Source organism: Seonamhaeicola sp. NFXS20, from assembly GCF_049132085.1.
Classification (GTDB): Bacteria; Bacteroidota; Bacteroidia; order Flavobacteriales; family Flavobacteriaceae; genus Seonamhaeicola.
Genome location: NZ_JAFMPU010000002.1, coordinates 63,982 through 90,157 on the forward strand (window position 1 = coordinate 63,982; position 26,176 = coordinate 90,157).

Genomic DNA, 26,176 nt, shown 5'->3' on the forward strand with positions numbered 1-26,176 from the left:
ACAAAACTATATACTTAAACTGCTGAATATTTTAATTTTCGGTGGATGAAAATTTAGTGTAGACGAATGGTAAAATGAATGTGTTAAACGATTATAGTAAGTTTAATCTTTTCATTAATTCTGGGCGGTTAGAACGACTTACCGGTATAACATCCTTTTTAATAAGCACACTATTATCCTCTATATCTATTATTTTTTTTATGTTGATAATGTAGGATCGATGTACCTTTAAAAATAAAGTATCTGGTAATTTGTCTTCTATTTTTTTTAATGTTGAATGTACCGTGTAATTTTTATCTTCTGTTTTTACTTGTATGTAGTCTCCTTTGGCTTCTACTAAATAAATACTTGGAATATCAATTTTTATAAGCCTTCTATCTATGTTTACATATAAATCATTTCCTGAACTAGTTTCTACACTTTCTGAAGAATTAGATTCTTGTATTGTTTTAGAAAAACTTTCTGCCTTTAAAATGGCTTTTTTAAAACGTTCTGGTAATATAGGTTTTACTAAATAATCTACTATACAATTATACTCAAACGCTTGAATTGCAAAGTTAGAATCTGAAGTGGTTAATATAATTTTAGGTGGATTTTTTAAAGTTTCAATAAAATCGAAGCCTGTAAAATCAGGCATGTGAATGTCTAAAAAAATTAAATCAACCTCATTTTGATTTAGATATTTAATGGCTTGAATTGCATTTGGAAATTCTTCTAAAACATTAAGGCTTGGTACACTAACACATAATTGACCTATGATTGCTCTTGCTGCAGCTTCATCGTCAATAATAATACAATTCATATAAGTAAGTTATAGGTTTTCTAAATAATTAGTTATGTTGTTAAGAATAGTATCAAATTCTCTATTTAGGTTGGTATTACCTTTTATTAAATTATTTTCATAAGCTACAGCAACATCATAACTTTTTTCAAGTCCTAAAATACTAATTTTATGTTTAAGTTTGTGTACATTTTCTGCTGCTTGTTTAAAATTTTCAGATTTGTAGTTAGTATAATACACTTCTTTTTCTTGCGGAAATTCTTGTTTTATAATATCTATTAACTTTTGCTCGAAGGCTTTATCGCCTCCAGACATGCTTTGTATATATGATAAATTTGGTTGTTCCATTTAATTATTTTTTTAATGTAAAGAAAAAAGTAGTTCCTTTATTAACAGCAGATTTTAACCATATTTTACCACTATAAACATCTACTATCTTTTTAACAATTGATAAACCTATACCTGTAGATGACGGGTTGTTTTCTAGCTTTTGAAAGGTTTTAAATATTTTTTCAAAATATTTTTCCTCAATGCCTTTACCGTTATCTTTTATATAAAATTGCCAAAAAGGTTCTTGGTCTTCAAACCCAATTTCTACGTATCCTTTTTCTTTATTATTGTAATTAATAGCATTTGTTATAAGATTTTGAAACAGCTGTTGCAGGCGATATTTATCTCCCTTTACAGTAGGTAAAGGCTGTTTAATAAGAACTTTTATGTGGTTTGGTATTTCTATAATATTTAAAATATCTTCAACTAATACATTAAGATTTACATTATAAAGTTCTGTTTTATTTTTATCTATAGTAGAGTAATCTAGAATACCTTTAATGAGTAAATCCATTTTTTCTACATTATTTCTAATAAGTTTTAGATTTTCTTTACCCGTTTGGTCTAGAGATTCACTATAATCTTGTTTTAACCATGCCGTTAAAGTATCTATACTACGTAAGGGCGATTTTAAATCGTGAGAAACCATATGTGCATAATCACTTAACTCTTGATTTTGATGTGCTAACTCGTTTAAAAGTGCTTCTCTTTGCTTATTTATTTCTACAATTTCTTTGGTTTGGTTGTCTATAAACTCTACTAATTTTAAACCATCTAAATCTATATTATCTGATGTATTATTTTCTGGTAATTCGTAAAACTTTAGGGTTTCTATTACTCGCTTTAATTTATTAATTACATCTTGTTGTGCTTGGGCTTCTTCTCTTAATTGTTGATTTGCATTAAACAATTCTTCTGAGCTTAAACTCATAGCCCGTTGCAGCATTATAAATTGTTCATCATAATTATTATATGAACTGTTTACAGCATATAAAAACTGTTCTAGGTCTTTATTAGAAGCTAATTCTTCACTTAAATATTTGCGTATTTGCCGCTTTAGTAACGAGTTCATTATTCGCTTAAAAGAGTTATTGTCATGGTTTGGTTGTGTAGCTTACAACTATTTTCTCCATGAAAAGGTGCTATTTCACCGTAAGAATAAAAGCCTGAAATTGTAGTGTTTTCTCCTACTACCTCTAGCACTTCTTCAATTTCTTCTTCTACACGCTGGTCTAACACTAATTTTCTGCCAATACAACTCACTAAAAAGGCCAATTGTGGTTTGTTTTCTCTAATTTCTAAAGCTTGTTTTGCAGCACGTTCTGAGGCATTAGCTATATTATCTACATTAGTCATCATGAGTTGTACTTTAGATTTTTCTGGAATATCACCAGCTAGTATCATGGCATTATCGTCTTCATTTATATTTAAGATACTACGAACAATAGATTGCTTATCACTGGTAGTTTTTACATTTAGTGGGTATAGTAAAGCAGCTCCTGGTAATTCTTCTGATTTATCTCCTAAGTATTTTTTATATAAATCTAATGCGGGCTGACCATCTAATTCATATAAAACATTAGATTCTGATTTTGTGACTGTTCTTTCTGGTCCAAAGGGTGTCCATCCGCCATGAATAGAAAAAGTAACTTCTAAAGTTTCACCATAAAACCCAATGGCTACAATTTCTCCTTCTTTTGGGTTTTCATTGTATGACGCTATTGTTTTTTCAAAGCGAGCATCATCACCACATAAACCTCCTGTTATTAAAATGTTCTTATTTACTGAAGAATTCATACCATTGGTTAATTGGCTTCCGTTTATAAAGCTTCCTTCAGATATTACAAATACATATTTTAAGCCCTTACTAGGAAATTGTTCTATAAGGTTATTTCCTGTTTTAAAACTGTCTAATCCAGAATCTAATACATTACTGGTTTTTATTAAAAAAGAACTTTTCTCAAATTCTATAGCTGTTACTAAAATACCTTGTTCTGTTACCGATTGTGAACTAATATCACCACAGGTAGAACCAAAAACTATATCACCGTCTGGAAACATGGTTTTTAATTCTTTATAAATATGCTTGTTTTCTAATAAATATCTATTACCAAAAACTAACACTAGAGGGTTTTTAAGAGTTTCTTTTGGTGATAAATATTCCCAAACCTCATCCTTTTGTTTTTTTAGTTGAATTGTTTTCATTTTATAATTTTATTTTTTTAATGTAAAAAAGAATGTGGTTCCTTTACCCGGTTGGCTTTTTAACCATATATCTCCCTGATGAAGTTCAACAATTTTTTTAACAATGGATAAGCCTATACCTGTTGAATCTTTACTTTTATTTAAGGCATGAAAAATTTTGAATATTTTATCATGAAACTGTTCTTCTATTCCTATACCGTTATCTTTTACTGAAAACTGGAAGTGTGTTTCTAACTCAGTACAATTAATTTCTATAAGCCCTTTTTCTTTATCACTAAATTTTATAGCATTGCTTATTAAGTTTTGAAAGAGTTGTTGTAACTTAGTTTTATTACCTTGTATTTTTGGTAAATGATTTAAAACCTTAACACTAATATGCTCTGGTATATAAAGAATTTTTAACAAATCATTTATTACGATATCTAAATCTACTTGATGCATTTCTGTATCTTCAGAACCAACACTAGAGTATTCTAAAACATCTGTTATAAGTTGTTCCATTTTTTCTAGAGTAGACTCAATTAAAGCTATATTTTGTAAGCTACTTTCATCTAATATTTCTTTGTTATCATCTTTTAACCAACTAACCAAAGCGTTTATACTTCGTAATGGCGATTTTAAATCGTGAGAAACTACATGTGCATATTCATGAAGTTCATCATTACTTTTTTCTAATTTTTTTAGTAAATTTTCTTTTTGAAGATGTAAGTTTTTAATTTCGGTAATATCAAAATTAACACCAATGGAGCCAATTAATTCTCCTTCTAAATTGTAGTTTGGCATACCACTTATTAACCAATAGCCTATATCTCCTTTTTTCTTTTTAATTCTTATTTCGTACGTATCTGTTTTACCTTTTTTTCGTTCTGCAACCTTTTTGATCATTAAAGGTTTGTCTTCTTCTATTGGTAAATAATCTTTTCCTTTAGAGCCTATAAGTTCTTTTTCAGAATAGCCTGTCATTTCAACAAAGCTTTGGTTCACTGTAGAAATTCTATCATTTGCATCTACTTCTACCAGTCCTAAATTCATATTAGAAATGATGTTATGATACTTTTCTTTTTGCATTTCAAGACTCTTTCTATAGCGTCTTCTTAAGGTAACATCGCTATATTTCCATAGATGGCCTTTGTATTCTTGATTATGGGTAATTGGTATAAAATCTCGTTCTAAAATTGTACCATCTGCCATTATAAGTTCATCTCCTAATACTAATTTTTTATTTTTAATTAGGGTATTTATTCTTTCTATAAAATTGTTTGGATTTTTAAATAGATGTTTACTATTCTCTATTATTTTTGAGTAATTATAACCCTTTAACTCTTCTGGTGATGCTGGTATTTGCATAAACTCACAAAACTTTTTATTTGTAAGTACAATGTTGCGGTTTTCATCTTCTAGCAATACCCCACTTTCTAAGTTTAAAATTAATGTTGATAGCCTATTCTCAGACTCAATAAGTTGCTCTTCATCTGCTTTTTTTTGAGTAATATCTCTAACAATACCTTGTGCTGCCACAGGAACACCATTATCAAAAATTACACTGGCATTTATATGAACAATTTTGTGTTGGTTATTTTTGGTAATTATTTTTAAATGAAAGTCTGTTATAGATCCTTTATTAAAAAGGCTTTTAAATGCTTTAGATACACGGTTTAGCTCATTAGGGTGCACCAAGTTCATTAAATTAAAATCATCCTTAACTGTTTTAAACCCTAGTAACGAAACTGCGGGTTCATTCATTTTAAGAATGTTTCCAAACAAATCTATAATGACGTAAGCATCAACTATATTTTCAAAAACTCCCTGCAATTGGGAGTCTGTTTTATTAAGGAGGTGTTCTAGTTCGGTATAGGACTTTTCTAGTTGTACTTTTGCTTCGTATAACTCTGCTGCTTTGTCTTCAAGTATTTTTTCTGCTTGCTTTCTGGCTGCTTTTTCTCGTGCTAACGCACGTTGTAGTATGTCAATTTTATCTTGACTCATTAATTTTTATTGATTACAAACTTTACCTGTGTGCCATCTTCTGTTAATTTTTCTAGTTCTATTGTGGCTTTTGAATTAAAATGCTCAAAAGTTTTATTCATTAAACCTAATCCAAAATGATGCATAGCTCTACTAGACTTGTAAATTAAAGTTAAAGAGTCTTTTGTTTTTTCTAATATCTCAAAAGTTGGCAATTCTGCATCTGGATAAATTTTTCTTACCTCAACATGTATATGGTTTTCTATAGATGATAACATTTGAATTGGGTCATTATATTTTGACATTATATCTGGGTAGTTTTTTACTAAAACCGAAAAGAAATGCTCTGCATAAACCAATAATAAATCATCAATTGAGATGTTTGTGCTATCACTTAAATGCTGTAATAATTGGAGCATTTCTGAAAATTCATAAGTACCTACAGCTGTATAAATACCATCTGACTTTAAGTTGGATGCGTTAATAATTTTATCAACCATTTCTAGCCCAAACTTATCTTCTACTAAATCTAGAAACTCAGTAAAAACTATCCCTTTCATGTTATATTTTTTTTAATTCATTAATACTCCAATATCCCAATAATTTTTCGATTTTGGAAACATATTCTTCATATTTTAAGGGTTTTAGCACATACCCTGCAATTCCTATTTCATAACATGCTACCAAATCTCTTTGATTGCTTGATGTAGTAAGTATAATTGTTGGAACGTATTTTAAAGTAGTATCTTTTTTTAGAATAGATAAAAATTCTATACCGTTTATTTTTGGCATATTTAAATCTAGTAAAATAATATCTGGTATGTTATCTTTTTCTTTTAAAAGTTCTAAAGCTTCTTCGCCATTATTAGCTTCAATAATTTTATGGTTTAAACCAAGTGAAGATACAGCCCTATTAAGTTTCATTACTTCAATTACATCGTCTTCTATCAATAATATTTTTAGTGTTTTCATTTTAAAAAATTTGCTAAACCTAATTTAAGGACATAAAATTAAATCAATTAACAGCTATTAATTTTTTAATTGGTTAAGTAGACATGATGTGTAGATGAATGGTAGATAAGTGTAGATAAGTGGTTTTTGTTTATTGCTAGGTTATTTTGCTCTTATATACCCTTTAATTATTATAGATGAATTATCTCTTTTAAATTAGTAAGTATAAAATTAACAAGAGAGTAATTATAATTTTTTTACTAATACTTTTTTATGAAAACTACTTTTTGGAGCTTCACAAAGTGAACATTCATACGCTTCTGGTAGTTCTTCAAATGGAGTATTTGGCTCTATATTTTGGCTAATATCTCCGTAGGTTTCACTATAAACTGTTAAACAATCACTACATTGATAAACATGTTCTTCTATAACTTCTTTTTTTGTTTCTTGAGTTTCTTTATTATCTCTTTCATTACCTAATTGTTCAAAGTACAGTTTACTTAATTCCATTAATAACCCTGGAAGTTCTACTTTATCAACATCTTGAACATGCATGATGTATTCTCTGGTATTAGGATCGAAATTTTTGGCATATAATAAGTTATAAGTATCTCTAATTTTAAAATTCCCTATATTTTCTGGTTGTCTATTTTTTTCTATAACTATAGATGTGAAGTTATAAGTATCGCTATTATAGTTTGTTATTCCAAAAGTTAAACCATAAGTACTTATATCATTTTGATCGAAATTAGTAACAAGGTATTTTTTTAAGTTTAAAGCTTCATTGTCATTTACTGGAACATGCCAATTCATTTCTAACATAGAGTGTCTTACATTTATACCAAACTTACCCAATAGTTTTTCCCAGTGTAATTTTGTTTTCTCTGGTATTCCTTTTACAATAAATGATTTCCATGGTGTGATAGATATTTTTCCAATCTTGTTTTCAGAACATAAATCGCACATAGCTTTTAAAAAAGTTAAATCATACCGGTTATTTCTCCAGTACAACCCAAGCCAATAGCGGTCTGTTCCTATACGGTTCATACCCTCGTAATAGGGAAAAGGATAAAAAGGAATATTTAGAGGTTTATCAACGGTTCTATTATTGGTATCAACAGCATCACTAACCAATTCAAAAACAGTTTCTATAGTTTCTGGTTCTTCTATTAGAATGTTTTCTATAGCTTTTTCAATTTTGTCCATGTCCCAACTATAAATAAGAGCCGGATACATAACAGTTTTCTTCCAATTTGGGAGTCTTACATACAAATACCAATAGTCTTCATGCTCTGAGGCTATAAAATTTACATTTCCTGTAAATAACGGCACTAACCTTTGTTTAGGGTCTGTAACATTAATACGTAATTTAGGATTAAATTTAAACTGCTCTAATATGTATAAATACTTATCACTTGTAAGCCATGAGGTGCTAGCTAAAATCTCAGCAGACACGTAAGATGAGGCTATATTTTCTACTTTATCTCTTTTAGGTTTTACAAACTTAATTTTATTAAACTGGCTAAATTTAGTTTCATCAATTTTTTCTGGAAAAATAATGTCTTGACGCGACCCAAAAGAGATAGCGTTTAATCCTAACGCTTCTGCTGCTTCACAAATGTATTTTAACTCGGCAGGAGATAAAACTCCACCGTTTATCATTAACCTATATCTTTCGTCCATTATGCTAATGTTTTTGCTTTGTGAAGTATTTCTCTAACTTCGGTTTTACAACTTCCACAACCTAATCCTGCTCCTGTTTGTTTGCATAATTCTGTAAAATCTGTACATCCTTCTGCAATAGTTTCTTCTATATTACCTGCTCCTACCTGACTACAAGAACAAATTAATTTACCAATAACGGGTTTATCATTTGAAGCGCCTCTTAATAAAGTATGACGCTTTTCAGACATTTCAATTTTACTTTCTATTAGAGTTTTAAACTCGGCAAATTCATTTTTATCTCCCATTAAAACAGCTCCTACAAGCAAATCATCTTTTACAATACATTTTTTGTAATACCGTTTAGAAATATCTGTAAAAATAACTTCTTCATAGCTGGGGTCATTTTCTGGTACATTAATTTCACCTATACTACATAGGTTTAAGTCGTTAAATTTTAAAATATTCATTAAAACAGAACCATTGTATGCACTACTAACATCTCCTGCTATAAAATTAGCCAATACATTAGCTTGTTCTTCTGCCGCTGATGTAATTCCGAATAATTGGTTTTTATATTCTGCTATTTCTCCAATGGCAAAAACATCTGGGTTTGAAGATTGTAAATGTTGATTTACAATAATACCTCTACCACATTTAATACCATTTTCTTTAGCAATTTCTATGTTAGGAATGGTTCCTATAGCATATACAATAGCATTTGCTGTAAAAAGTTTTCCACTTTTTAAACTAATGTTAAGTTCACCTGTTTCTTCGTCATCAAAAACAGTACTTACTTCATTATCAAAATAAACTTGAATACCGCGTTCTTGAACATCAAGTGCTAATAATTTACTTGATACTTTATCTAATTGGCGTTCCATTAATCGAGAACCGCGTTGCACGATAGTTACTTTTACATTTTTATGCTTTAAAGCAGCTGCTAATTCTAACCCTAAAAGTCCGCCACCAACAATAGCCACATGCTGTTCTTCAGGAGGTAATCCTGTAGCATCTAAATAGCTTTTAAACTCATCTGCATCACTTTTATTACGCATTGTAAAACGCCCTGGTAAATCTATTTGAACATCTCTTGGAATAAATGCTCTACTACCTGTTGCTAATATTAATTTATCAAATGAATGTGTTTTTTCATTACTGTCTGTTACTAATTTTTCTTCTGAATTAACTTTGGTAATTAAGGTTTCTGGATGTAAATGAACATTTAACTTATCTAGCTCTAATTTTTTAATTTTCAGTAGTTGCTCCCATGTTAATTCTTCTGTGACATATTCTGGCAACAACACTCTGTTATAAAATAAGTTAGGTTCTTTAGAGAATACATGAATTTCATCTTTCTGGTTGTATTCCCTATAATCTTGAATAAATCTAAACGCCGCAGCTCCTGCTCCAGCAATTAGTATTTTATCTTTTGGTTTTTCATATTTTGAAACTGCTACTCTTGTAAACTTAAAATCGGGTTCTTTTGAAATAGGATCTACATGCGTGTTAGTTAAGTTGTTAGCTCTGTTTAAATCATTTTGCAATTGTTTGCCCCAGTGCATAGGTAAAAATACAACTCCTCTTTTAATATCATCTGTAACTTTTGCACGTACTCTTACCGTGCCATTTTCGCTTTTAATTTCAGTTAAATCTCCATCTTTAATTTTGTCTAAATAGGCATCAACAGGGTTTATTTCTAAAACAGGTTTTGGGTAATGTGTTTTTAATCTTGATACCTTTCCGGTTTTTGTCATGGTATGCCATTGATCTCTAACACGTCCGGTAGTTAAAATAAGAGGATAATCTGCATTTGGAAGTTGTGAAGTGTTTTCTATGGTTGTAGCTACATTAAAAATAGCTTTTTTTGAAGGTGTGTAAAACACTTTATCTTGAAATAAACGCGGTGTTCCTTCATGCCTGTATTGATTAACTGGCCATTGAAAAGTGCCTTCGTTTTTTAAGCGATCATAATTTAAGTATGACACATCAATATTGGTTCCCTTAGTCATGGCACAATACTCGTCATGTATTTCTTCGGTTGAGCTATAATTAAAACCTCTAAACCCCATACGTTGTGCAAAGTCACAAAAAATTTCAACATCTGGTCTAGCTTCTCCTGGTGGATCAATTTCTTTAGGAAGATATGAAATTCTACGTTCAGAATTTGTCATAGTACCTTCCTTCTCTAACCAACCCGCAGCGGGCAATACTAAATCTGCATAAGCAACCGTATCGGCTCTATAAGAAATATCTTGAACCACTACAAATTTGGCGTTTTTCATGGCTTTTTCAATCTTGTGGGTATTTGGTAAACTTACTAACGGATTGGTACAAGCTATCCAAACTGCTTTTAGTTTTCCAGATTCTAAAGCATCAAACATTTCTGTGGCAGTTAAACCTGGTTTAGGGTTTATTTTTTCTACACCCCAAAATTGTGCTACTTCTCTTCTATGTTCTTCATTCATTAAATCTTTATGAACCGCTAAAAGATTTGCCATTCCTCCAACTTCACGCCCACCCATAGCATTTGGTTGTCCTGTAAGTGAAAACGGTCCTGAACCAGGTTTCCCAACCTGTCCAGTTATTAAAGAAAGGTTTAATAATGCAATGTTTTTATTTACACCTACCATACTTTGGTTAAGTCCCATAGCCCACATACTTATAAAACCTTTAGATAGCCCAATAATATCGGCTGCTTTTTTTATATCTTTTTGGTCTATACCACATAATTTTGAAGCAACACTTAACTTTGTTTTAAATATTTGTTCTTTGTAAGCTGTAAAACCTTCTGTGTGATTATTTATAAAATTTTCATCTATAAGCCCTTGTTCATACAAACGTCTTCCTATAGCATTGTAAAGTATAATATCTGTTCCTGGAAGAATTTGCAAATGTAAATCTGCAAAACGAGCGGTGTCTGTTTTACGAGGGTCTACTACTATAATTTTTACATCGGGGTTTTCGTCTTTGTGTTTTTCTAATCTTCGGAATAAAATAGGATGACACCATGCGGGGTTTGCGCCTGTAATTAAAAAAGTATCTGCTAATTCTATATCTGCATAAGAAATGGGTACACTATCTTCTCCAAAGGTCTTTTTATAGCCTACTACAGCAGAACTCATACAAAGTCTTGAGTTGGTATCAATATTGTTAGTTCCTAAAAATCCTTTAGTAAGTTTATTTGCTATATAGTATTCTTCTGTTAAGCTTTGCCCTGAAACATAAAAACCAACACTATCTGGTCCGTGTTTTTTTATAATTGATTTAAAAACGCTTGCAGCTCTATTTAAGGCATCATCCCAACTAACACGCTCTCTAGGATGTGAACGACTCCAACGCATTTCTGGATATAAAATTCTATCTGAAGTATCATTTACAACATAATGCAAGTTTCTTCCTTTAGAGCATAACATTCCCTTATTTACAGGGTGTTCTTTATCGCCTTCAACAATGACTTTGTTGTTATTATCTTTTTTAACGATGATTCCACACCCAACTCCGCAATAAGAGCATGTTGTTTTTACTTCATTTTGAACCATTTATATAAGGCTTTAGTACTAATTAAACCAATATTTTAATATCAAACAAGACTTATTTTATATTATTAGCAATCCTTTTAAGAAAGATTTTATTATTAACCAAATTCATAAAATTTGAGTTTATTAATAAAGAATTCCATTTAAAAGAAGTTCTTTAATGCTATTCCCGGTTTAACATTTAGTTGGAAAAAATTTCGGGAATAGCATACTCTCAAAGAAAATTCTGAGTAAAACTCAGAGAATAATTTATATTAAATTTTTACTTCTACGGGTTTAAGTTCTCCTAAATTATCATCGGTAATTAATTGTGGCGCATGTTCTTTTTCATCGGCCGTAGAGAACTTAATTGTTAATGCCACAATACCCGTTAGTATAACTATAAAACCTATAACAAAATACCCCTGTGATACTGCCGCCGATGATGCTGCCGATTGTGCTAATTTCACAGCTTCTTCTCCTAACCCTTCATTAGTTGTAATGGCTACTTTTTCGGCTAATGCTGATTTTGATTTTAGAAATAATGCAGCTAAAAAAGCCCCCACATTACCCCCTGCACCTACAATTCCTGATACAGAACCAATTGCTTTTTTGTTAATAAAAGGCACCACAGAAAATGTTGCACCTTCTGCCATTTGAACACTTAAACTAAATAAAATTAAGAATATAAAGCCTACAACAATACTGGTTGTTGTAGAAAAAGTAACTAACATAATTCCTTGTACACATAAAATAAATGACAGGAATAAAACACGCCCTCTTAACCCCTTTAGTTTACCAAATCTGTCTCCAAAAAAACCTCCTAAAGTTCTGGCAAAAATATTCATTAAAGCAAAGGATAATACAATATTACCAGCCGTTAATCGCTCTAACTGAAAGGTATTTTGAAGGTAATCATCCATAGTTCCGTAAACCGTTAATTCAATACCAAAACTTGCTGCATAAACAATAAATAAAATCCAAATTCTGTAATCTTTAAGCACTTCTAAAAAACCAACCTCATCTTTCTTTTTTTCAATTTCAATACCTTGCGTTCTTAAATCTTTAAAATTACCTTTGGGAGTGTCTTGTGTAAAGAAATAATAAACTATACCCATTAAGAAACAAACAATACCAGCAATTACCATAGAATATCGCCACGCTTCGGCTTCAGCTACTCCAAAACTTACTACCGCAGCAGCAATTAATGGCATTCCTAATCTATTTGCACCACCACCTAGGTTGCCCCAACCTGCAGATGTTGCATTAGCAGTACCTACTATATTAGATGAAAACATTAAAGAGGTATGCACTTGAGTAATTACAAAAGAAGCACCTATGAATCCGATAAATAATCTGCAAATTAAAAATTGTGTTGGTGTTTGAACTAACCCACAAAGAACTACCGGAATTGCTCCTAACATTAATAAATATGTATAACAAATTCGTGGTCCGTACTTATCACATAATTTACCAATGAGCAAACGTGCGAAAACCGTACCTGTTACCGCAAGAATAATGGAGTTCCATTTTTGATCTGGTGTTAAACCTAAATCTTTAACTACATCTGGCATAAATGGTACAATACCAAACCATGCAAAGAAACATATAAAGAATGATATAGCTGTTATCCAAAATGTACGTATTGAAACGTTCTTTAGGTTGAAAAGTGATAGTTTTGTTGCCTTTTGTGCTTGAATATTTATCATAACTACGTATTTTACAAAACAAAACTACGTATTTTTACTTAAATATAACTATAAAAAATTACGTAATTAAAAATAAATATGAGATTGCTAATTTATAAAACCTGTTTTTAAAGATTCAATAAAATGAATTAGGAAAACAAGATAAGTATTAGTGGTTTAATAAAACTTGGGCGTTAGCTACTTAGCTAAACCGAAACAAAGAATACAAATAAATTAGTTTTAGTATAAAAATGCATCATTTGATTACACAAACAAAAACAGTAATGAAATCATGTTTTTTAAGTCAATTTATATTGCTTAGCTTTATCTGTAAGTTCTTTTAAATTAGAAACTTCTAGCTTCTTCATTAAATTAAAGCGATGTACCTCTGCTGTACGCTTACTAATTTGTAGTTCTTCGGCTATATCTTTATTGTTTTTTAATTCTAAAACCAAACTAAGTATTTGTTTTTCCCTTTTAGTAAGTTTAAAAGGTAACGCTTCTGGTTCTTGTTTTTTTGGTGTTGAAACTACAGGTGTTCCATTTACAAAATTGTTCATTATAATTTCAGAAACATCTCCTGTAAAATACTTACCGCCAGAGGCTACATTATTTAAGGCTTTTAAAAATTCGTCCTTACTAGCTCCTTTTAATAAATAACCATCAGCTCCTGCTTGAATTGATTGTACCACATACTCTTCAGAATCATGCATAGACAGCACTAAAGTTTTAACTTCTTTATGCTTTTCTGTTATTTCTTTAACCACTTCAATACCATTCATTTCTGGCATTCTAATATCAACAATAAGTACATCTGGTTTGTTTTTAGCTATCACCTCTAAGGCCTCTTTACCATCTGAAGCCTCATCAATCACTTCAACACCATTTTGATCTTCTAAAAGTGCTTTTATACCATCTCTTACCAAAGCATGATCATCTGCTAATACAACTTTAATAACATCCATAATCTTAATTTCCTAGTACAAAAGTAACAATTTTAAGTATTATTACGTAACTATCTATTCTTAAGTGCTGTAACCTCTATTTCTATTTTCATTTTTTCATTAGCTAAACCAGCAGATAGCATTGTGGCTGCGGGTTTTACATCTCCTAAATATTTTTTTAGTACAGGCCAACAACACTCAAAATTACTTGCTTTTGGTAATATATAAGTAACTCTAACTATATCTGATAAACTAGCACCTGCTTTTTCTAGTGAAGTCTTAATGTTAATAAAACATTGTTCTATTTGTTCTAAAATATCTTCGCTAATAGTCATAGTGTCATAGTTATAGCCTGTGGTTCCAGAAACAAAAACCCAATTATCTTGCACTACTGCTCTTGAATATCCTATTTGTTCTTCAAATACAGAACCTGAGTTTATTAGTTGTTTTGTCATTTTATACTAATCTTTTTAATGTGATATTTAAACACTTACTGAATGATAAAATTATGCTTCATTCAACGGTATATTAAGTGTTACTCGTGTGCCTTTTCCTGGTTCTGAATGTAAAAACAAACGCCCATTAACATACTTAATGCGCTCTTTCATAAACGTCATACCCATACCGCCATCTCCTTTCTTTACTTTTTTAACTTTATCTGGATTAAACCCCTTTCCGTTATCATCAATTACAATACTCAATATATTTTTACTACTTGATAAGGACACTAAAATATGTGAAGAATCTGCATATTTAATGGCATTATTAATGGCTTCTTGTGTAATTCTGTAAATATTGATTTCTGTAAGAGAATCCAACCTACCACTAAAGTCTGTTTTGTTATAAAGAATAATTTCTTTACCTGTAAGCTTAGCTAATTCTTGAGTTAGTTTTGTTAAAGCAGGGACAATACCATGGTCTGATAATTCTGGTGGGGTTAAATTAAAAGTAGCAGTTCTAACACCCTTAATAATATTTGATGTGAGATCTTTTAAGTGCTCTATTTTAGAGGTTGTTTTTTTTATATCTGAAACATCAATACTTTCTAAATTATACTTTAAACCAGTAAGCATTTGCCCAATACCATCATGAACATCTTTAGCTATACGGTTTTGTTCTTTTTCTTGATTTTCAATTATTTTACTGGAGATGATTTTTTGCTGATTCATCTTCTCCTCAAAACTTTTCTTTGTTAACCTTTCAATTTCTAATTGCCCTTCTTTTCTTGTTGTTATATCTGAAGCAATTATTAACAATTCAGATCTGTCGTCAACTGGATTAAAAGGAATTATAGCCATTTCTAGCCATACATCTTTATTGTTTTTAGTTAAAGCCTTAACCTCTCCTTGCCACCCTGTTTTTTTATTTTTAGAAATTAAATTTTCAATAATTTCTTGTTCATTTTCATTAACCGAAAGTACCTGTGCAAAGTTTACAGATGCATGAAACTTACTTAAACTAAAAAGCTTTGAAAACTTTTTACCCATATGCACAACGCTACCGTTGGGTTTTATTCTTGCAAAAAGTAAAGTTTCATCCATTGCGTGACTTAAAGCTCTTAATTCTTTAATAGATTTTTCTTTAGCTTCACTTAAAAGATCTGCGTTATAAGCCATTTCTTTGGCCTTTTTCTCGGCAAGTATTAAATCTGATAAGGTTTTCTTAACCGTTTTTGCTGTAGGCCAAAAAATAAACAAAAACTCTGCTAATAAAAGTAGCAGGGTGAATACCATTAGAAACATTTCTAATTTACGCAACCATGCTATTTTTTCTTCAGCCTCTAAATCGTATTGATTTACAATACCATCCATTTTATTTAGAAAATTACCTTCATTTAATTTTACTTGATCTATTTGAGGCTTGAAACTTATAGTAGTTATACTAGGATTGGTTTCTATTTGATTTATAATGGTTTCTGAAGCTTTTTTAATAGCATTAAAAGCAGGATTAATATCATTAAACATTGTTGAAACCATCTTGCTGTTATTACCTGGTAACCCCAAACTATCATTTCCATTTTGAAGTGCATTATGAGACAGTACCCATAGTGCTAAGGTTTGTTTTAAATTGTCTTTTATTGCAATTTTTTCTGGGCTATTTTCATTAGTTGAAAGTGATAAAATTTCTTTTGTAAGTTTCTGACTAAGCATACGTTGCCTACCAGCAACGTTAATTATTCTAGAATCACTTTCTTGATCTTTTAAATGTTTTCTAATAAGAATTTGGCTAACAATAACCGATAGTGCAATGGTACTAAGCGCAATAATATACAAACGACGTAACCGTTCAAAAGTACTTTGGTCTAATGAATTACGATTGATTGCCATTTTTACTATTTATTAACCCTGTATAGCCTGTTTTATTAAAGAAAGATTTTTGTCTGAAAAACTTAATTGTAACGCTGCTTCATGTCCTTTATCAGACATTTTTTTCCAAGTTTTTTGAAGAATATCTATAACTTTTTCATCTTCATGTTTAGCCGCAAATTCTTCAAAATAGTAATCTAAAAAAACCAAACAAACTGTATCTTCTAGAGTTTGAGATTCTTCGTTTTTCTTAATTAATTTCTTAGTTATGAGCTGTGTTACCCTTTCAATATATTGATTATCATACCCCACCTGCTTTAAAATATCGGCAGTTATTTCTGCATGCATTTTTTTAAGTGTTTCTCTCCACTTTAAATACCCTACACGATCCATAGGATAATCATCTCTCGGAATTTGCCATCTGCAAACATGTTGTGCCCTAGCAGCAATTTGTAATGCCTTAGATGCATTGGGTTCAAACTGTAACAATTTACGTGTCATTCGTTGTGAATACAATAGCTCTTTAGGGTAATTTATTCCTGCAACTTGGTATGTATTAATATCTTGTGCGTTTTTTTTATCTATTAAGGCTATGGCTGTTTCAAATCGTGTTGGCTTCATTACTTTTCATAATTTAATCTGAAAAGCCAATATACACATTTTCTTCTTCAATTTTTACAGGATACGTAGCAATAGCATCTATATTGCCATTTAAATTTTCGCCATTCTCTAATGAAAATGTTTTTTTGTGTAACGGACAAGCTACTTTAGGAACCCCTTTATCATCACCAATCATTCCTCTAGACAAAACCATTTCCATTTTATGCGGACAAACATTTTGACAAGCATACCACTTACCTAGTTTAGCAAAATTAAAAACAGCAATTTGCTTGTCTTTATATTTTACACATGCACCTCCATCTACTGGAAAATCATTAACTGATGCTGCTTTAAACCAAACTTTTACGTTTTCAATTTTGGTTGCATTATATTTTTCTAAAACTTCTTCCATGTTATTTAAATTTTAGTGCTATTAATTCCAAGGTTCTGGCATTTTTTGCTCTCTCATAGGAACAAAAACTAAGCTATCATCTTCTTCTTTGCTATTAACAAAATGACTGAAGCGTTTCATCATCTCTGGGTTGTTAATAGCTTGTGTCCATTCGCACTCAAACTTATTAACTAAGGTTTCCATTTCTTTTTCTAGGTCATCACAGATTCCTAATTTATCATCTATAACAACTTCTTTTAAGTAATCCATTCCTCCTTCTAATCGTTCTTGCCATGCAGCGGTACGTTGTAAAGGTTTTGCAGTTCTCATATAGAACATTAAGTATCTATCTAAGTATTTAATTACTGTTTCATTATCAATTTGTTCAGCCAATAACTCTGCATGCCTTGGTGTTGCACCACCATTTCCACCTACATATAAATTCCAGCCACCCTCAACAGCTATTAAGCCAAAATCTTTTCCGCGTGCTTCGGCACATTCACGAATACATCCAGATACTCCGCCTTTTATTTTGTGTGGTGCACGAATACCACGATAGCGGTTTTCTAATTCAATACCAAAACTTACACTTTCGTCCATTCCGTATCGGCACCATGTGGAACCAACGCAAGTTTTCACTGTACGTAAAGATTTACCGTAGGCATGACCACTTTCAAAACCATGCGATATTAAATCTTTCCAAATTAATGGAAGCTGATTTAAGGTTGCCCCAAATAAATCTACACGCACGCCCCCTGTTATTTTGGTGTATAAATCATATTTCTTTGCAATTTCACCCAAGGCTATAAGTTTGTCTGGTGTAATTTCTCCACCGGGTACGCGTGGTACAACAGAATAGGTACCATTACGTTGAATGTTGGCTAAAAATCTATCGTTTGAATCTTGAATAGCATACTCTTTATTTGCAGTATCTGCATGAATTGTAGCCATTAATGAAGCTATTAGTGGTTTGCAAAGTTCGCATCCACAACCTTTTCCGTGATTATCTATTACTTCATTAAAAGTTCTGTATCCTTTAACTTGAATAATATCATATAATTCTTGTCTGTTTAAATCGAAATGCTCACAAATTGAATCTTTAACTTCAATACCTAGAGATTTTAAAGTAGCATCTGTAAGATCTTTTACCATTGGCTTACAACCACCACATCCTGTTCCTGCTTTGGTACAAGAAACAACACTGGCTAAATCATTAGCTTCACCACTTTCAATAGCTCCACAAATTTGCCCTTTGGTAACACTTTCACATGAACATACTTGCGCTTCATTTGGCAAATCCATAACATCACCAAAAGCAGCATTTCCATCTGTAACTGGCAATATTAATTGCGCAGGGTCTTCTGGTATTTTCATTCCGTTAAGGTAAATTTGATGAAGCATACTATAATCTGCAGCATCTCCTACTAAAATACCTCCTAGCAACTTTTTACCATCATGACTTACGTTTATTCTTTTATATAAATATTGGGTTTTATTTTCAAAAATGATGGAGTGTCCTTTATCTGCGGGCATAAAGGGCTCTCCAAAACTTGCTACGTCTACCCCAATTAGTTTTAATTTTGTAGACATATCAATATCAGCAGGCATAACAACATTGGTTTCTCCTAAAATTTGTTTTACGGCAACTTCAGCCATATCATAACCTGGAGCTACCAAACCGTATATCATTTGGTTATATAATGCAATTTCTCCTATAGCATAAATATTATCATCTGAGGTTTTCATGGTATTATCTACAACTATTCCACCTCTAACACCAACCTCTAATCCACATGCTTTTGCTAACTCATCTCTTGGTCTAATTCCTGCAGATACTATTAGCATATCTACATCTAACCTATCATCTTCACCAAACTCCATTCCTGTAATTTTACCATCACCTAAAATTTGATTAGTAGCTTTACTTAAATGAATATTTAAACCAATAGATTCTAACTTTAATTTTAAGACTTGTGAACTTCTAGAATCTAATTGCCTTGGCATTAATTTAGGTGCAAACTCAACAATATGAGGTTCTAATCCCATATCTAAAACAGCTTTTCCTGCCTCTAAACCTAACAATCCGCCACCAAGAACTGCGGCTCTAGCATTAGGTTTTTCTTTATTTAGTTTAGCTGCATAAGCAAGCATACCTTCTAAATCTTCAATAGTTCTATATACAAAAACACCTTCTTTTTCAACACCTTTAATTGGTGGTACAAAGGGAGATGAACCCGTAGCCATGATTAAATAATCATAAGAAAATTCACGGTTTTTAGCTGTTTTAATAGTTTTTGCTACTCTATTAATATCTGACACACGCTCGCCAGTAATTAACTCTATTCCATTAGCTTTGTACCAACTGCTTGGAGCCATTTCTAGAGCTTTGGTATCTTGATTTTCAAAATATTCGCTTAAATGAACCCTATCATATGCTGGTCTTGGTTCTTCACCAAAAACCAAGATTTCAAAATCTTTAGATGCGTCTTGTGCTACAAATTTTTCGCAAAACTTGTAACCAACCATACCGTTACCAACTACAATGATTTTTTTCATATCTACGTATTTTAAAACAAAACTAAGTATTTATACTTATTTAAACCTGTTTTAGAACTTATTTTTTACGTAGATAGTTGAATTATTATGAATTTCTCAAATAGAGCGTATAAAAATTAATTAAACATTAAAATTTTGATTATTGAATTGTGTTTAATAAATGATTTGAAAATGATGTTTATAAAAAATAGACCGCAAGAAGCTAAGCTTAGATAGATTTTATAAACTCTAAAGCTCTTTTTTCATTGTAGTACACGTTCCGTTTATCAATAAATGCAACATGACCACCGTGATTTGGCATTTCTAAAAACACATTAACATTTGCTTTAGCTTCTTTAACAGGATAACACTCTGGAGAAAGAAAAGAATCATTCAAAGCATTTATAATAAGCGTTGGTATTTTTATATTGGGAATATACTGTAAGCTACTGCACTTTTTATAATAGTCTAAGGCATCTTTAAAACCATGTGCTCTAGATGTGTAAACATCATCAAAATCTTTTAAGGTTTTTATATTCTGAAATTCCTCAATAGAAATAGCATCAGGAAATTTTTCTAACTTAAATTTTAATCTGTCTTTTAAATGATTTAAAAATCTAACAGCATAAAGTTTATTTTTTAATTTATGAAGTTCTACACAAGAACCATACAAATAACAAGGTGCCGAAACTGCAATAGATGCTTTTATTTCATGAGGAATTACTTCTCTTTCTCCTAAATATTTTAAAATTAAATTTGCTCCTAAACTAATACCATGAAAGTAAATATCTGAATAATTTTTGGCACTAATTACAAATTGAATGATTTCATGTAAATCTTCTGTTGCACCAGAATGATAACTTCTAAACTTTAAGTTGTCTTCTCCACTACAACCTCTAAAATTTACGCTAACCGCATCAAAGCCATTATTGTTAAAAAGTTTAGCTGGTCCTAGCATGTAGGGTCTTTTGGCGTCTCCTTCTAAACCGTGTAAAAGAATTATAAGTTTATTAGATTTTGTTTCGGAAAAACTCCAATCTAAATCTAAAAAATCGCCGTCAGACAAAATAATACGTTCTCGTTTTTGAACGACACCGTTTACGCGTCTTATTAACCCCGAATAGACGGTTGACGCAAATCCATTTCTAAAAAAATAAGGTGCTTTGTAAGTTGATTCTAATACTGGCATTCTTAATTAACTTCTAAAGATGTGAACTTAAAATTGGTTCCATCAAACAATCCTTTATCACTTAATTTTAATGAAGGTATCACTAATAAAGCCATAAAAGACAAGGTCATATAAGGTGCATTTAAATTAGAACCTAAACGTTTTGCCATAGCATCTATATCTTGATATTTTTTAGCAACAATTTTGGCATGCTCATCGCTTATAATACCAGCTATTGGTAACGGAAGCACTTTTTCTTGTGTTGAAGAAACGGCACAAATACCACCTTTGTTTTCAATAATTAAATTTACGGCTTTACAAAGGGCTTCGTCTGAAGTTCCTACTGCAATAATATTATGAGAATCATGCCCAACAGATGAAGCAATGGCACCTTCTTTTAACCCAAAATTCTTTATAAATGCCAATGCTGGTTTTTGATTTTGGTATCTGTTTACCACTGCTATTTTTAACACATCATTTTCTACATCAGAGACTACATTACCATTAACTATTTTAGCATTTTCAACCAACTCATTAGTTACTAATTGTCCTTCTAAAGCTTCAATAACACGTATTTTTTCTTTTAAAGTTTCAACCTTAAAATCTGATACTTGTTTAGCTACACAATTGAAATTATTAATATTTTGAAATGCAACCGATGCTATTAATGACTCTCCATTTTTATAAACCAAAGCGCCGTTAATATAAGTTTGAAGCGTTTTAAAACTCACCAAATCTTCAACCACAATAAAATCGGCTAAATCTCCAACCTGTAATAAACCCACATCTAAATTATAGTGATTCACAGGGTTCACACAAGCTGCCTGAAGTGTTTTAAAAACATCTATTTCTTTAGCAACTGCTCTAGCACATAGTTGATTGATATGACCAAGCATTAGGTCGTCTGGGTGTTTATCATCGCTACAAAACATGATATTTTCAAAATGCTCTGGTAACAAATCAATTAAGGCTTCAAAGTTTTTAGCAGCACTACCCTCTCTAATAAGCACTTTCATACCTTTTTGAAGTTTTTCTAAAGCTTCATTATAGGTAAAACACTCATGATCTGTTGAAATACCTGCTGCAATGTATTTTGTTAAATCATCTCCCACAACCCCTGGAGCATGCCCATCAATGGGTTTATTATAATGTTTTGCCCAAGCTAACTTTTTTAAAACCTCTTCATCATCAAAAATCACACCTGGGTAATTCATCATTTCGGCTAAGTATTTTATATCTGGGTTTTGTAAAAGTGCTTTTATATCGTTTGAATCTATAGTAGCTCCGGCAGACTCAAAAGTGGTAGCCGGCACACAAGATGGTGCGCCAAAATTAAATTTTAGCGGTACTTGTTTCCCGTTTTCAATCATGAATTTAACGCCCTCTAATCCGCAAACATTAGCAATTTCATGAGGATCTGATACGGTGGCAACCGTACCGTGTTTTACTGCTATTTTTGCAAATTCACTGGGTACTAACATGGAGCTTTCAATATGAATGTGAGCATCTATAAAACCAGGAAGAATAAAATGTTCTTCATTATGATTTTTTGCTTCAATTGAAATAATACGCTTATTTTCAACAGTTATTTCACCTTTAAAAATGCGTTTATTTAAAACATCTACTATGTTGCCTTGTAGTTTCATATAATAAGTTCAACCTAATGGGATTCTGCTTCAATTTAAGAATGACACCATTATTTTAATTCAATTTTTAATATATCTGTTGTATTTTCAGTGACCTTAAATCTATCATCGGCTCTCCTGTTTAAAATCCAGACTATGTCATTTTGTGAACATAATAACAACGAACTTTCTTTATCTAACAACGATAATTTTTCATCTTTAAAATATTTACTCACTCTTTTTTTACCTACCATTCCAAAGGGAAAAAATACATCTCCCATTTGCCAATTTCTTATTTTTAAAGGAAATTTTAAGCGATTTTTGTCAACAAAAATAGCAGTGGTATCATTGGTAGACACTTTATCTACTTCAGAAAAGGTTAAAACTCCAAAAGGTGTTTCTACTTCTTCATGAATATTTGAAATGAGTAAATCTTCATATGCTTCGGTTATTAATTCACTTAAAAGCAAAGTATCTCCATGCTTAATTAACCTATGAGTATTTGAAACTACGTATTTACCAGACTGAGCATCTAATAAATTTTGAACATCATTCCACTCTGTAAATCCATAATCTTTAAGGGTTTCAAACAAATAAGCTTTAGGATTATTTTTCTTTTTAAATTCTAAAACACTTAAAACAATTTTATTGTCTTCAATACTTAGAATAGCTTTTTCTAAAAATGCTTCCATGCAATCTTCAACAATATCAGCAGTATCACTTAAATTATTAATGGTACCCTGATAACTTTGAAGCAAACTTGGGTTAATTTCTTTTAAAATAGGTATTACCTCGTGGCGTAATTTATTTCTAAGGTATTTTGTTGATGCGTTACTACTATCTACCCGCCAGTTTAAATTGTTAGCCTTAGCATAATCAATTACATTTTCTCTTGAAAATGGCAATAACGGGCGCACAAATTTGTTGTTAATTTTTGGAATTCCCGTTAAACCATCTAACCCTGTTCCTCTTGAAAAATTAATTAAAAAAGTTTCTAAATTATCATCGGCATGATGTGCTGTAAGAATGTAATCAAACTGCAACTGTTGAGCTAATTCATCAAACCAAAAGTAACGCATTTCCCTTGCAGCCATTTGAATAGATACTTTATTTCTAGCAGCATATGCTTCTGTATTAAAACTTTCGGTAAAGGCTTCAATATCTAAACTATTGGCAAATTCTATTACAAAATTTTCATCTTCATCGCTTTCTTTCCCTCTTAAATTAAAATTACAATGTGCTAATGATATATTTAAATTTAGCTGATGACATAAATGCACCAAAACCACACTATCAACCCCACCTGAAATGGCAATTAAAAGTCTGGCATCTTTTAAGAAACTTAATTTTGAATTAATGTGCTTTTTAAAACGTTCTACCATAACTCAAATATACAACTTTGGCTAGTTTATAAATTATCTTTATTAAATATTCATATGATAAAAATCATGTATTTTTTTTGTGAATTTCGTAAATTTAAAGAAGTAATATAAAAAAGTTTGAGTTATGTGCAACGTAGATAAATTATCAGATAAAAAAACATTAAATAATTTTCATAAAAAAGTAGTTTCTGCTACACAACATTTACAAGCTTATGTAAAACACCGTTTATACATTGCAGAATCTACTAAAATTATTCCTAAAAACATGTATAAATCTCATGATATAATAGATGAAGGCATTGCTAAATTTTATGAACAAGGCTATAATATTGATGCAGATGCTGCCTCTATTAAAATTGCTTTGTTTAAAATAGTAGATAGTGAATTAGATGATTTATTTAAAAAAGAAGCTTTTCACCAAAAAACCATGAGTACGCATGTTATTTTGGAAGATGAATTAGATGGACTAGAAGAAAAATTTACTGCCGATGAAGGTTTTGATTTTATTATGAACGAAGAATTAAGCGATATTTCTTATCACCAAGACCATGAAAACAAACAAGTTTTTGTTTATGATGATAAAAATGCCTCCATTCAAAATGCTTTTGAAATTTCTGATATTTCAACCAACCGAAATAAACATTTATTAGGCAAATTTTATACATGGTTACCGCTTAGAGTCTCTGGTATTGTTGATTTATTTGTATTTGGTAAATTATCGTTTAAAGAAATTGCAAAAGTTAAAAGTATAGAAGATAAACGCGTTGAACGTATTTTAGAATTAGCTATTGAAGAATTTAAAGATCATCTTAACTAATTTTCTAAAACCTCTCGCATTGCTTTTGCTTTTACCAAACATTCCTCGTATTCATTTAACGGGTTACTCTTTGATGTAATGGCGCTACCAACGGAATAGGATACATATTTTTTTGACGCATTATATAAAATACTGCGAATAACTACATTAAAATCGAAATCATTATTTGGGGTAAAATAGCCAATTGCCCCAGAATATACACCACGTTTGGTATCTTCTAATTTTTCAATGATTTTCATTGATGAAATTTTGGGTGCTCCTGTCATGCTTCCCATAGGAAATGTGCTCTTTATAACATCTACAGGATGTGTGGCAGCCGTAACTTTTGATGTAACAGTAGAAATCATTTGGTGAACTTGCTCAAAAGTATAAACTTTACAAAGTTCATCTACTTTAACACTACCTTTAATAGCCGTTTTTGATAAATCATTTCTAACCAAATCTACAATCATAATGTTCTCACTACGTTCCTTTTCATCCTGCAATAAATTAGCAATGAACCTTTTATCTTCTTCTTCGTTATCAGATCGTTTTGCTGTACCTTTAATTGGCTGAGAAACAACAACTTTACCTTCTTTTTTTAAATAACGCTCTGGTGAAGCACTTAATACATATTTATCATGTATTTTTAAAAAAGATGCAAAAGGTGGTTTTGAAATTTTATTGAGCTTATAATACGTTTCCAACGGGTTTATCTGGGTATCTTCGGCGTAAAATTCCTGACAAAAATTAGCTTCATAAATATCACCTCGGTGGATGTGATTTAGCATAGTTTTAACCTTTTCAAAATAGGCATCTTTATGAATTCTAAGTTTAATTTTTATGGCATCTTCGTTAGAATCATTGTGATTAAAATAATTTACTTTTTGGTTTCTAATTTTATCTAAGTCTATTTCAATTTCATCATCAACTGCTCCTAAATATTGCATTTCAACAGCATCTCCTTTAAATAAAAACAATTTTTTTGGTTGAAAAAAATAGAGGTCTGAAAATTCTAATCCATCAAAGTTGTTAGAATTTAAATCTTCAATATCATTCTTTAAATCGTAGGTTAAATAACCAAAAATCCAATCTTTTGTTATGGTTTGATATTCCTTTAAATCATCGAAAGCATTGTGATAATCGGTTTTAATACAAGTAAAGGCATCTACTGCTAAAATAGCTTCATAATTAGAATATTTTTGGCTATACTCATTAGAGTCTAACCAAACAATATCATCAAATTGTTGCGCCCATTGCAGAAGTTGGTTTTTAAATACTTCTGTGTTTTCTAGCTTATAATTACTTTTTGCTCTCAAAAAATTAAGA

At 30.9% G+C, this 26,176-nt stretch carries 21 protein-coding genes; 1 reads left to right on the forward strand and 20 read right to left on the reverse strand.

The genetic code is table 11. The annotated features are described in order from the left end of the window. Positions 1-91: 91 nt before the first annotated feature. The 19 genes from J1D01_RS03420 to tilS form a co-directional block, all read right to left on the reverse strand. Positions 92-802: a LytR/AlgR family response regulator transcription factor gene (locus J1D01_RS03420; protein WP_372938386.1), complete on the reverse strand. Its 711-nt coding sequence runs from the start codon at positions 800-802 to the stop codon at positions 92-94. Between the two features lie 9 nt (positions 803-811). Then, a complete protein-coding gene (locus J1D01_RS03425) occupies positions 812-1,129 on the reverse strand; it encodes an Hpt domain-containing protein (RefSeq protein WP_372938384.1) in 318 nt (105 codons plus the stop codon). A 4-nt stretch (positions 1,130-1,133) separates the two neighbouring features. Further along, positions 1,134-2,183, reverse strand: coding sequence for a sensor histidine kinase (locus J1D01_RS03430; protein WP_421149841.1), 1,050 nt, complete (start codon positions 2,181-2,183; stop codon positions 1,134-1,136). Beyond that, on the reverse strand, positions 2,183-3,316 hold the full coding sequence (locus J1D01_RS03435) for an FIST signal transduction protein (protein WP_372937581.1): 1,134 nt from the start codon (positions 3,314-3,316) through the stop codon (positions 2,183-2,185). The genes J1D01_RS03430 and J1D01_RS03435 overlap by 1 nt, the downstream gene beginning before the upstream one ends. A gap of 9 nt (positions 3,317-3,325) precedes the next feature. Next, positions 3,326-5,302, reverse strand: coding sequence for a PAS domain-containing sensor histidine kinase (locus J1D01_RS03440; protein WP_421149842.1), 1,977 nt, complete (start codon positions 5,300-5,302; stop codon positions 3,326-3,328). After that, on the reverse strand, positions 5,302-5,841 hold the full coding sequence (locus tag J1D01_RS03445) for a heme NO-binding domain-containing protein (protein ID WP_372937583.1): 540 nt from the start codon (positions 5,839-5,841) through the stop codon (positions 5,302-5,304). Before J1D01_RS03445 ends, J1D01_RS03440 begins: the two co-directional genes overlap by 1 nt. Position 5,842: 1 nt before the next feature. Beyond that, positions 5,843-6,253 (reverse strand): response regulator, encoded by a 411-nt coding sequence (locus tag J1D01_RS03450; RefSeq protein ID WP_372937584.1) that lies wholly within the window; start codon positions 6,251-6,253, stop codon positions 5,843-5,845. A 225-nt stretch (positions 6,254-6,478) separates the two neighbouring features. Continuing rightward, positions 6,479-7,915 carry a rubredoxin gene (locus J1D01_RS03455; protein WP_372937585.1) on the reverse strand — a complete coding sequence of 479 codons (1,437 nt, stop codon included), beginning with the start codon at positions 7,913-7,915 and terminating at the stop codon, positions 6,479-6,481. Next, positions 7,915-11,436 carry a molybdopterin-dependent oxidoreductase gene (locus tag J1D01_RS03460; protein ID WP_421149843.1) on the reverse strand — a complete coding sequence of 1,174 codons (3,522 nt, stop codon included), beginning with the start codon at positions 11,434-11,436 and terminating at the stop codon, positions 7,915-7,917. The genes J1D01_RS03455 and J1D01_RS03460 overlap by 1 nt, the downstream gene beginning before the upstream one ends. A 251-nt stretch (positions 11,437-11,687) precedes the next feature. Beyond that, positions 11,688-13,121: an MFS transporter gene (locus J1D01_RS03465; protein WP_421149844.1), complete on the reverse strand. Its 1,434-nt coding sequence runs from the start codon at positions 13,119-13,121 to the stop codon at positions 11,688-11,690. Positions 13,122-13,399: 278 nt separating this feature from the next. Further along, on the reverse strand, positions 13,400-14,065 hold the full coding sequence (locus tag J1D01_RS03470; protein WP_421149845.1) for a response regulator: 666 nt from the start codon (positions 14,063-14,065) through the stop codon (positions 13,400-13,402). 50 nt (positions 14,066-14,115) lie between these two features. Then, positions 14,116-14,499, reverse strand: a complete 384-nt coding sequence (locus tag J1D01_RS03475) for a RidA family protein (protein WP_421149846.1) — start codon at positions 14,497-14,499, stop codon at positions 14,116-14,118. Between the two features lie 51 nt (positions 14,500-14,550). Further along, complete coding sequence (locus tag J1D01_RS03480) at positions 14,551-16,371, reverse strand: ATP-binding protein (RefSeq protein WP_421149847.1); 1,821 nt, start codon at positions 16,369-16,371, stop codon at positions 14,551-14,553. Positions 16,372-16,383: 12 nt separating this feature from the next. Beyond that, positions 16,384-16,971: a DUF4202 domain-containing protein gene (locus J1D01_RS03485; protein WP_421149848.1), complete on the reverse strand. Its 588-nt coding sequence runs from the start codon at positions 16,969-16,971 to the stop codon at positions 16,384-16,386. Between the two features lie 13 nt (positions 16,972-16,984). Further along, positions 16,985-17,362 carry a nitrite reductase small subunit NirD gene (gene nirD / locus J1D01_RS03490; protein ID WP_372937077.1) on the reverse strand — a complete coding sequence of 126 codons (378 nt, stop codon included), beginning with the start codon at positions 17,360-17,362 and terminating at the stop codon, positions 16,985-16,987. A gap of 21 nt (positions 17,363-17,383) precedes the next feature. Next, positions 17,384-19,897, reverse strand: coding sequence for a nitrite reductase large subunit NirB (gene nirB, locus J1D01_RS03495; protein WP_421149849.1), 2,514 nt, complete (start codon positions 19,895-19,897; stop codon positions 17,384-17,386). Between the two features lie 208 nt (positions 19,898-20,105). Continuing rightward, the gene (locus J1D01_RS03500; protein WP_421149850.1) at positions 20,106-21,065 is read right to left on the reverse strand and encodes a YheT family hydrolase; all 960 of its coding nucleotides are present in this window, start codon (positions 21,063-21,065) and stop codon (positions 20,106-20,108) included. Between the two features lie 2 nt (positions 21,066-21,067). Further along, positions 21,068-22,690, reverse strand: a complete 1,623-nt coding sequence (ade, locus tag J1D01_RS03505; protein ID WP_421149851.1) for an adenine deaminase — start codon at positions 22,688-22,690, stop codon at positions 21,068-21,070. A gap of 50 nt (positions 22,691-22,740) precedes the next feature. Next, on the reverse strand, positions 22,741-24,051 hold the full coding sequence (tilS, locus tag J1D01_RS03510; protein WP_421149852.1) for a tRNA lysidine(34) synthetase TilS: 1,311 nt from the start codon (positions 24,049-24,051) through the stop codon (positions 22,741-22,743). Positions 24,052-24,175: 124 nt separating this feature from the next. Here tilS and J1D01_RS03515 point away from each other — a divergent pair, with 124 nt between their 5' ends. Further along, positions 24,176-24,868, forward strand: a complete 693-nt coding sequence (locus J1D01_RS03515; protein WP_372937082.1) for a hypothetical protein — start codon at positions 24,176-24,178, stop codon at positions 24,866-24,868. Here the strand turns inward: J1D01_RS03515 and J1D01_RS03520 are convergent. Then, positions 24,865-26,166, reverse strand: a complete 1,302-nt coding sequence (locus J1D01_RS03520) for an anthranilate synthase component I family protein (protein ID WP_421149853.1) — start codon at positions 26,164-26,166, stop codon at positions 24,865-24,867. The genes J1D01_RS03515 and J1D01_RS03520 overlap by 4 nt on opposite strands. Between the last annotated feature and the right edge of the window lie 10 nt (positions 26,167-26,176).